Annotated in this window: 4 protein-coding genes and 1 pseudogene; 2 read left to right on the forward strand and 3 right to left on the reverse strand. The window is 70.0% G+C overall.

The window, feature by feature from the left end:
• Complete coding sequence (locus NTM_RS16875) at positions 1–861, reverse strand: LLM class F420-dependent oxidoreductase (protein WP_163769520.1); 861 nt, start codon at positions 859–861, stop codon at positions 1–3.
• 48 nt (positions 862–909) lie between these two features.
• On the opposite strand from NTM_RS16875, the gene NTM_RS16880 reads away from it, so the two are divergent.
• Together NTM_RS16880 and NTM_RS16885 are read left to right on the forward strand one after the other, a co-directional pair.
• Positions 910–1,287, forward strand: a complete 378-nt coding sequence (locus tag NTM_RS16880) for a nuclear transport factor 2 family protein (protein WP_163766923.1) — start codon at positions 910–912, stop codon at positions 1,285–1,287.
• 105 nt (positions 1,288–1,392) lie between these two features.
• Positions 1,393–6,495, forward strand: a complete 5,103-nt coding sequence (locus tag NTM_RS16885) for a type I polyketide synthase (RefSeq protein WP_232079736.1) — start codon at positions 1,393–1,395, stop codon at positions 6,493–6,495.
• A gap of 12 nt (positions 6,496–6,507) precedes the next feature.
• Here the strand turns inward: NTM_RS16885 and NTM_RS16890 are convergent.
• Positions 6,508–7,976 (reverse strand): annotated as a pseudogene (locus NTM_RS16890) (HNH endonuclease signature motif containing protein).
• Between the two features lie 91 nt (positions 7,977–8,067).
• Positions 8,068–9,738 (reverse strand): (2,3-dihydroxybenzoyl)adenylate synthase, encoded by a 1,671-nt coding sequence (locus NTM_RS16895; protein WP_163766924.1) that lies wholly within the window; start codon positions 9,736–9,738, stop codon positions 8,068–8,070.
• Positions 9,739–9,830: the final 92 nt, after the last annotated feature.

The following is a 9,830-nucleotide window of genomic DNA, read 5'->3' on the forward strand; positions in this document are numbered from 1 at the left end:
TCAGAGCAGCGCTGAAGCCAGCCGGCGCCACTGCTCGCGCGGGAACTCGCGCGGATCGGCGGTCAGCACCTGCACGCAGACATGGCTGGCGCCGGCGTCGAGATGCTCCTGCACCCGGCTCTTGACGGCGTCCTCGTCGCCCCACGCGATCAGCGCGTCGAACACGCGGTCGCTGACCGAGGACAGGTCCTCCTCGGTGAACCCGAGCCGCAGCAGGTTGTTCGCGTAGTTCGGCAGCGCGAGATAGGAGCGCAGCCAATCCGTTCCGATCTCACGGGCCTTGTCGCGGTCGTCGGTGAGCAGCACCGTCTGCTCGGGCAGCAGCAGCGGTCCGTCGCCGAGCACCTCGCGGGCCTGGGCGGTGTGGGTCGGCGTGGTCAGGTACGGGTGCGCCCCGCCGGCCTTGGTCGCCGACAGGCGCAGCATCTTCGGGCCGAGCGCGGCGAGCACCCGATTGCCCACGGGTACCGGCTGAGCGGACGCGTCGATGTCGTCGAGGAACTTCTCGGTGGCCGCCAGCGGCTTGCGGTAGCGGCCGGGCTCCGTGGAGTCGATCAGCGGCGCGTGACTGCAGCCGATGCCGAGCAGGAACCGCTCACCGTGCTTGTGGGTCAGCGTCGCGTAGCGCGACGCGACCTCGGCGGGGTCGTTCATCCACAGGTTCAGGATGCCGGTGGCGATGACGGTCTTCTCGGTGGCGCCCAGCAGGTTCTCCACCGCGTCGAGCACCGGCCCGCCGACATCGGGGATCCACAGCGCGGTGAAACCGAGCCCGTCGAGTTCGGCGGCGGCTTCGGCTGCCTCCTCCGGATTTCCGTATCGCAGTTGCGAACTCCACAGACCGACACCCGACAGATTCATACGTCCAGTCATACCGTGCCGCTGTGCCGGGGCGCTACGGTCGTGCCCATGACCTTCGATCCCGGCGCCGTCGCCCTGGCGTTCTCCGAGCATCGCTTCGAGGATGCGCTTGGCCATCTCGCCGGGGATGTGACGTGGACGATCGTCGGCGGCATGGTGCTCGAGGGAGCGCAGGCCGTGCGCGACACCTGCCGGGACACCCTGCAAAGCCTCGAAGGCACCGACGTCCGGTTCGACCGGCGCGTGGTGGCCGCGGGTGCCGACGTGGTCGCGGTCGACACGGTGGTGCGCTACCTGCGCCCGGACGGCGTGACGGCGGTCGCCAGTTGCGCGATCTACGAATTCGACGGCGAGCAGATCAAGGCCATCACCTCGTATGCGGTCGAGGTCGATCCGGCCGACACCGGAGCGCAACCGCCCAGGTGAAACCCGGGTAGTGCACCGCGAGCAAAGTCGCTGTGCCAGGATGTTCGCCATGGCGAAGCTAGGGTTAGGGAAGGCTATCCACATATCGTCGCCGGCAGCGTCGACGTGGCGCTGACCGTCACCCCGGCGGCGGAGCCGATCGCTGTCGTCGGCATCGGCTGCCGGCTCGCGGGCGACATCAGCACCCCCGACGAGTTCTTCTCGTTCCTGGTCGCGGGCGGTAGCGCGGTTTCCGAGGTCCCGGCCGACCGGTGGGAGCCCTACCTGCGGCGCGACCCCCGCAATGCCGCGGTGCTGAGCGAGACGACCCGGTGGGGCACCTTCCTCGACGATCTGGCGGGCTTCGACGCCGAGTTCTTCGGGGTGTCCCCGCGTGAAGCCGAACTGATGGATCCCCAGCAACGGCTCGCGCTGGAGGTGTCGTGGGAGGCGCTGGAGCACGCCGGCATCGCACCGCGTTCGCTGGCGGGCAGCGACACCGCGGTGCTGATGGGCGTCAACTCCGACGACTACGGCAAATTGATCATGGAAGACCTGCCCGGTATCGAAGCCTGGACCGGTATCGGCACGTCGCTGTGCGGTGTCGCCAACCGGGTGTCGCACCTGCTGGATCTGCGCGGCCCGAGCGTCGCGCTCGACGCGGCATGCGCCGCCTCGCTGGTTGCCGTGCACCAGGCGTGCCAGCTGCTGCGGGCCGGTGAGACGTCGCTGGCGCTGGCGGGTGGGGTCAGCGCGCTGATCGGCCCGGGCCTGACTCGGGTGCTCGACGTCGCCGGCGCGACCGCGCCCGACGGGCGGTGCAAGACCTTCGACGACGCCGCCGACGGTTATGGCCGCGGTGAGGGCGCGGGCGTCGTGGTGCTCAAGCGGCTCACCGACGCGGTCCGCGACGGTGACCGGGTGCTCGCGCTGATCCGCGGCGGCGCCGTCGCCCAGGACGGCAGGACCGTCGGCATCATGTCGCCCAACGGCGACGCTCAGGCCGACCTGTTCCGGCTGGCCTGCCGCGCCGCGGGCGTCACCCCGGACAGCGTCGACTACCTCGAAGCGCACGGAACCGGCACTCCGACAGGCGATCCCGTCGAGCTCGGTGCGCTGTCGGCGGTGTACGGCCGCAGTGGTGATCCGTGCGCGGTGGGCTCGGTCAAGCCGAACGTCGGTCATCTGGAGGGTGGTGCCGGGGTCGTCGGGCTGATCAAGACGGTGCTCGCGCTGCATCGCGAGATGCTGCCTCCGACAGCTGGGGTACGCACGCTGACCACCGCCGTGGACTGGGCGGCCTGCGGGCTGCGGGTTCCGACCGAACCGGAACCGTGGCCGCGCGGCTCCACGCCTCGGCGGGCGGCGGTGTGCAGTTACGGTTACGGCGGCACCATCGCCCACGTGCTGGTCGAAGAGGCGCCGGTGCCGGCTGTTCCCGAGAACGCTACGGCAGCAACGTCGTTCATTCCGGTATCGGCACGCTCCGAGGCCCGGCTCGCCGCGCACGCCCAGGCACTCGCCGATCACCTGCGCGCAGACCCCGTCGCCGTCGAGGATGTCGCCGCGACGATGTGGATGCGACGGGGCCACGAGCAGATGCGGGGTGCGGTGGTCACCGACGGGCTGGCCGGTGTGCGGGCCCGCGACGCCGCGGTGGATGCGCTCACCGCGCTGGCCGAACGTCGCCGTGATCCACGCGTCGTCACCGGCACGGTGCTTCCCGCCGCCGAACACGGTGCGGTGTGGGTGTTCTCGGGTCACGGCTCGCACTGGGCCGGGATGGGCCGGGAGCTGTTGATGACCGAACCGGCGTTCGCGGCGACCATCGACGAGGTCGACGTCGTGTTCGCCCGCGAGCTCGGTTTCTCCGCGCGGCAGGCCCTGACGTCCGAACAACTCGGCGGCACCGATCAGGTGCAGGCGCTGACGTTCGCGATGCAGGTCGGTCTGGCCGCGGTGCTGACGGAGCGCGGGGTGACACCCGCCGCGGTGATCGGGCATTCGGTCGGCGAGGTCGCCGCGTGCGTCGTCGCCGGGGTTCTCGACCTCGCGCACGGCGCATCGGTCGCGTGTTACCGCGCCCGCGGATTCCGGTCGGTGATGGGCCACGGCGCGATGGCGTTGGTGCGGTTGCCGTTCGACGAGGCGCGCCGCCGTCTCGCCGGGCGCGACGACGTCGTCGCGGCGATCAGTGCGTCGACGGAGTCGACGGTGGTGTCGGGCACGGTCGCCGCGGTCGACGAGATCGTCGCCGCATGGACCGCGGACGGGATGACCGTGCGACGGGTCAACACCGACGTCGCGTTCCACAGCCCGGCGATGGACGGACTGACCGCAGACCTGGCCAGGCTGGTCGCTCAACTGCCGGCGCCGGGTGCGGCACGGGTACCGCTGTACACCACGGCGTTGGAGGATCCGCGGTCGACGGCGCCGCGGGGCCCCGACTACTGGGTGGCGAATCTGCGCGACCGCGTGCGCTTCGCCGAGGCGGTGCGGGCCGCCGCCGACGACGGGCACCGGCTGTTCCTGGAGGTCTCCGCGCATCCGGTGGTGGCGCACTCGATCGTCGAGACGCTGCTCGGAGTGGGCATCACCGAGCACGCGGTGGTGCCGGTGCTGCGGCGGGATCAGCCGGAGCGCCGCTCGGTCGGTGCCGCGGTGGCCGCGCTGTACTGCCACGGTGCGCCTGTCGCACATGGGTTTTCGCCGACCGCACGCTGGGCGACCGAGTTGCCTGGGACGCAGTGGCAGCACCGCCGGTTCTGGCGTACGCCGACACCGCCGCCGGGTACGCGCGCGCTGCACGACCCCGCGGCGAACACGCTGCTCGGCGGCGCCGTCGACGTCACCGGTGAGGTGCCCGCGCGGGTCTGGCAGACCCGGCTGGACATGGACAACCGCCCGTATCCGGGCGACCATCCGGTCCAGGGGACCGAGATCGTCCCCGCCGCAGTGCTTCTCAACACGTTCCTGACTGCCGCCGGCGCAGCTCTGGCGGATGTGCGGTTGCGTACGCCGGTGCCGCCGGGCCGAGCCCGCGATATCCAGGTCGTGCGGCAGGAGCGCTCGCTGCGGATCTCGTCGCAGCTGGCCGACACCGACTCCGCCGAGAACGGCTGGCTCACCCACAGCAGTGCCGTCATCGCCGCGGACGAGGACTTCGCCGGCGAACTGGACGCGCAGGTTTTCCCCCGTTGTCCCGAACAACTGCCCGCCGATCATGTCGTCGACACGCTGGCAGGGGTCGGGGTCGCCGCGATGGGTTTCGGGTGGCGGGTGCTGGACATCCGGCGCGGCAGCGGCGAACTGCTGCTGAGGGTTTCGGCAGAGGCGGACGGCTCGGTGCCGCAGACGTGGGCGGGTCTGCTCGATGCGGCGACCTCGGCGGCGTCGACGATCTTCGACGGTGCGCCGCGGCTGAGGATGCCCGCACGGATCGATCGTGTGCACGTCTGGGGTGATCCGCCGGCGCTGGCCCTGCTGCATGTGCGGCACCGCGGTGGGACGTCGACCGATGTGTCGATCGCCGACGAGTCCGGCGTGGTGCGGGCGGCGATCACGGGGATGGCCTTCGAGGAGTTGGAGAACCCCGAAGGCGCCGACCTCGCGCGGATGCTGCACCAGGTGTCCTGGCGGACAACCGCGTTCGCTGCGGACGCCCGCCCGGCCGAGGTTGCCGTCGTCGGTGATGCGGTGCCGGTGCTCGGTGATCTCGCGGCGGCTGGAGTACCGAGTTCGGTGTACTCGGGGGTGGACGAGATTCCGGATTCGCTGGGCTCCGACGCCGTCGTGCTGCTGGTGCCGCCCTCGGACGTCGAGCCGCAGGCATGCGCCGAGCTGGTGTTGCAGGCCGTGAAGACGTTGCACGGCAACAGATCCGAGGCGCGGTTGTGGGTGTTGACCCGGGGCGTCCACGAGGGTGCGGGCCTGGCACACGCACCGCTGTGGGGAATGGCGCGCGTCGCGGCATCTGAGCATCCACAACTGTGGGGCGGCGTGCTCGATCTCGACGACGGTCCGCTGCCCGTCGGGGTGCTGGCGTCGCTGCACGGGCACGGTGTGGTTGTGGTGCGCGGCGGGGAGGCCATGACGGCGCGCCTCGCACCGGCGCAGGCTGCGTCGGGCGCGGCGGTGTCGTGCACGCCCGGCGGTACGTATGTGGTCACCGGCGGTACCGGGGCGCTCGGGCTGCGGATCGCGCAGCGGTTGGCCGATCTGGGTGCCCGCCGGCTGGTCCTGTTGTCGCGCACGGGGATACCGCACCGCCAGGCTTGGTCCGACGCGGTCGACCACGAGGCCGTCGCCGTGGTGTCGGCGTTGGAGGACCGGGGCGTGACCGTCTCGGTCCCGGCGATCGACATCGGCGCCCCCGACGCCGGCGAGCGTCTCAGGGCCGTGCTGGCGGACATGCCCGCGGTGCGCGGGGTGGTCCACGCCGCGGGTGTGGAAGCCGGGGCGCTGCTGCTCGGTACGTCACCTGAGGACCTGCGTGCGGCGATGCGGCCGAAGGTCACGGGCACCATGACGCTGCACGAACTGTTCCCGCCGGGACAACTGGACTGGATGGTGTTGTTCTCCTCGTGCGGATATCTGGCCGGCTTCCCGGGGCAGGGTGCGTATGCCTGCGCGAACGCGTTTCTCGATGCGGCCGCCCGGCACCGACGCAGCCTGGGGGATCGGACGGTCAGCATCGCGTGGACGGCGTGGCGCGGGCTGGGGATGGGGTCGACGTCCGGTTTCGTGGCCGCCCAGCTCGAAGCTCTCGGTATGGGGACGGTCGGCGCGGACGATGCGATGCGGGCATTGGACGTCGCGTTGCGTGGTGACGAGGCCAATGTCATTGTGTTGCCGGTGCTTCCGGAGGCTGCGGCGGTGCCGATGCTGTCCGAGGTGGCGCCGACCGCCGAACCGGAGGCCCCAGGCGGCGGACCGGTGGTTCCTGGTGACGGAGACCTCGACGAGTGGGTGTCCGCGCAGGTGATCGAAGCCGTCGCCGCTGAACTGGGCCTGGCCACATCGGATGTCGACCCGCGGATGCCGCTGGTCGAAACCGGGGTCGACTCGATCATGACGGTCGCGCTGCGGCGCACCCTGGAGAAGCGGACCGGGCTGACGTTGCCGCCGACCTTGTTGTGGGAGCACCCTACTGCCGCCGCGGTGTCGGAGCGCATCATCGAGTTGCTCGTGCCGCGGAGTGCGGATACGAGCGAGACCGCGGAGGTCTGACGCGCGCGGCCGTCAGGCCGCGTGGTCTTCGGGTGGTGCGGGTCCGCCGGGTTCGCCGGGGTTGTCGGGTTCAGCCGCGGGACTGTCGTTTTCGGGTTCCTCGGGTGGGCGCAGGAGTCGTTCGGGGCGGTGGTAGGTGTTGACCCGGGCCTGTCCGGTGTCGAGGTGTTCGGGTGGGAGCCATTCGACCTCGCCGCGGGTGTTGATGCGGGTGGTCCAGGCGGTGGGGTCGTCGGGGTGGACGCTGCGGTTATCGGGCCCGCAGGCCAGGCCGAGTTCGTTGATGTTGGTGTTTCCGCCGCGCGCCCAGTCGGTGACGACGTGGTGGACTTGGCTGCCGTAGGCGCCGACGGTGCAGCACGGTTTGGTGCAGCCGCCGTCGCGGGCGATCAACATGATCCGCTGCTCAGGGGTGGCGATGCGTTTGGTGCGGAACAAATCCAACGCTGCCCCGGTGGCGTTGTCGAACACGGCGAGGTAGTGGTTGGCATGCCCGGCCATCCGGATGACGTCTTTGATGGGCATCCTGGTGCCGCCACCGGTGACCCCGATCCCGGCGCGGGATTCGAGGTCTTGCAGCGTGGTGCGGATGATGATCGACACCGGTAGCCCGTTGAGTGTGCCCAACTCACCACTCATCAGGGCGATGCGTCCGACCGCGATCAGCGCATCATGCTGGCGCTGAGCCAGGCTGCGATCGTCAGAGTCGATCTGGGTTTGTGACGGGGTGCCCGAGGTGCAGGGTTCCGGATCAGCGGGGTTGCACATGCCGGGGGCGGCGTATTTGGCGAAGATCACCTCCAGCACCGCCCAGGCTTCCGGCGTCAACGTCGCGGTCACGTCGACCATCCCATCGGCACGCTGCTTGTGCTTGGTGACCCCGCGCTGGCGGGCGCGTTCGGTGTCATCGGGTTCGGGGCCGTCCTGATCCAACAGAAACAGGATCAGCTCGGCGGCGTCCTTCAGCTCTTTCGGTCCGACCCCGACCGCGGTGCGCACCAGGTCGACCTCGAACTGCTCGCGCGTGGCCGTATCCACCCAGGACGGGAGTTTGGCCACCGATTTGCGGATGACGTCGACGTGTTCGGGGTTGATCAGCCCGCCTTCTTGGGCGATCGCCGTCGCCGGCAGCAGCGGCGGCAGCGCCGGCCCGGTCACCGACGGGCGCGGCGCCAACAGGCAAGCCTCGGTCAGGCGCCGATTCGCTTCGGTGACCGAGATGCGCCACCGGATCCGCAGCACGTCTTTCCAGGATTTGGCGCGCCCATCTCCCGGGCGGTGGTCTCGGTCTGCAACCGCGCCAACAGCCGATGCCCCAGCCCGGGCAGCCGGCAACCCAGACTCTCCAACTCGTCCATCGTCTCGAGGAGTTCGTCGCGGGTCAGCAGCTCCAGATCGCAGGCCGCCACGGTGTCGAACGCGGCCCGCAGCGCGGCGACCGCGTCCTGCAACTCCGTCCTCGACATGACTCGAACATACATTCGACCCCCGACAAATCCGGGCCCTGCCGCCGAGTCTGAAGAAGATGCCGAGATCCGGCCCGAAACTCGCGAACAAGTTCAGACTCGGCGGCTATTGGGCAGAGCTCAGCCGCGCGACCAACGCCTTCTTGTCGACCTTGCCCACCGCGGTCGTCGGCAGCGACGGAAGCGGCGCAAGCACGTCGGGCCGCGCATGCGTGGACGCGCCACGTTCATCCAGAAACGCGTTCAGCTCGGCCAGCGAGATCGGCTTACCCCGGAAAACCACTGCGGCACAGATCTTCTCACCCAGGTACTCATCCGGTAGCGCGACCGCGGCGGCCGCATAGATCGCCGGGTGGGTGTGCAGGTGATCTTCGAGGTCGGTCGCCGACACCGTCTCGCCGCCGCGGTGGATCACGTCCTTGATCCGGCCGACCACCTCCACGTATCCCGCGCGCGGACCGTCGGCGAAGATCCGCACCCGGTCCCCGCTGCGGTAGAAGCCATCGGGGGAGAACGACCGCGCGTTCGCCTCGTCGTCGCGGTAATAGCCGTTGAGCGTGTACGGGCCCCGCACCAACAGCTCACCCTCGTCGCCCAACAGCACCTCGTCACCGTTCTCGTCCACGACGCGCATCTCGTCGTGCGGCGACATCGGCCGGCCCTGGGTATGCACCACCACGTCCTCGGGGTCGCCGGGCCGGGTGAAGTTCAGCATGCCCTCGGCCATCCCGAAGATCTGCGACATCCCCGGCGTCAACCGTTCCAGGATGAACCGTGCGTCCTCGGGACTCATCCGCGATCCGCCGACCTGGACGAACCGCAACGACGTGGGCAACACCGGCTCCCATTCGCACGCCTGCGCCCACAGCTTCGCCAGCGCGTTGACCAGGCCGGTCACGGTGATCTGATGCTTGTCGATCAGCGCGAACGCGTTCTCCGGGCTCGGGTCGGCAGTGAACACGGTGGTCGCGCCGACGGTCATCGAGCCGAGCATGCCGGGGCAGCCGAGTGGGAAGTTGTGCCCGGCGGGTAGCGCGACGAGGTACGCGTCGCGGTCGGTCATCTCGCAGGCCTGCGCACACGCCACCGCGGTGTAGACGTAGTCGTCGTGGGTGCGGGCGATCAGCTTCGGAAGACCGGTGGTGCCGCCGGACACCAGTAGCAATGCGGGCAGTGACGTCTCCACCGGCTCCGGCTCGGCCAGGGTGCCGGAGAACCCGACCAGCGAGGACCAGGGGACATACGGGCCCGCCTCCCCGTCGACGATCACATGGCGCAGCGCCGGATGCCCGGCGACCAGCTGCGCGGCCATCTCCCGATAGTCGAACCCCGCCGCCTTGTCCGGCACGATCAGCGCGACGGCGTCGCTGATCTGGGCGAAGTGCCCCAGCTCGGCGGTGCGATGCCCGGGTAGGCACATCACCGGCACGGCGCCGGCGCGTAGCAGGCCGAAGAACGCGATCGCGAACTGGCACGAATTCGGCAGCTGCAACAGCACCCGGTCTCCCGCCGCAATGCCGAGGTCGGCAAATCCGGCGGCAACCCGGTCGGCGAGCGTGTCGAGCTCGGCGAATGTGTATGAGCTCTGCGCGTCGACGATCGCCGGCTTGTCGGGCCTCGCCGCGGCGGCCTCGGACAAGATCGAGTCCAGCCGCCGCCCGGTCCAGTAGCCCGCGCGGCGGTACTCCTCGGCGCGGTCCGCCGGAAACGGAACGAAACCGACCGCCAGGTCACGGACCAAGTCCTTGTCGCGGTCAGGCAGGAATGCCGTGCTCATCAGTCAAATCGCCGATCTGGGTAGGAGTTCTCGGTGAATCGAATATAGGGTAGCCTGCACGAAGTTAGGGCAGCCTGACTTAAATTTCGTGG

The sequence above is a fragment of the Mycolicibacterium parafortuitum genome, assembly GCF_010725485.1.
Lineage (GTDB): Bacteria > Actinomycetota > Actinomycetes > Mycobacteriales > Mycobacteriaceae > Mycobacterium.

What these genes read in the sequence shown, in the direction of transcription:
- NTM_RS16875 (WP_163769520.1), bottom strand. Translation starts at nt 861, where the DNA reads ATGAATCTGTCGGGTGTCGGTCTGTGGAGTTCGCAACTGCGATACGGA.
- NTM_RS16895 (WP_163766924.1), bottom strand. Translation starts at nt 9,738, where the DNA reads ATGAGCACGGCATTCCTGCCTGACCGCGACAAGGACTTGGTCCGTGAC.
- NTM_RS16880 (WP_163766923.1), top strand. Translation starts at nt 910, where the DNA reads ATGACCTTCGATCCCGGCGCCGTCGCCCTGGCGTTCTCCGAGCATCGC.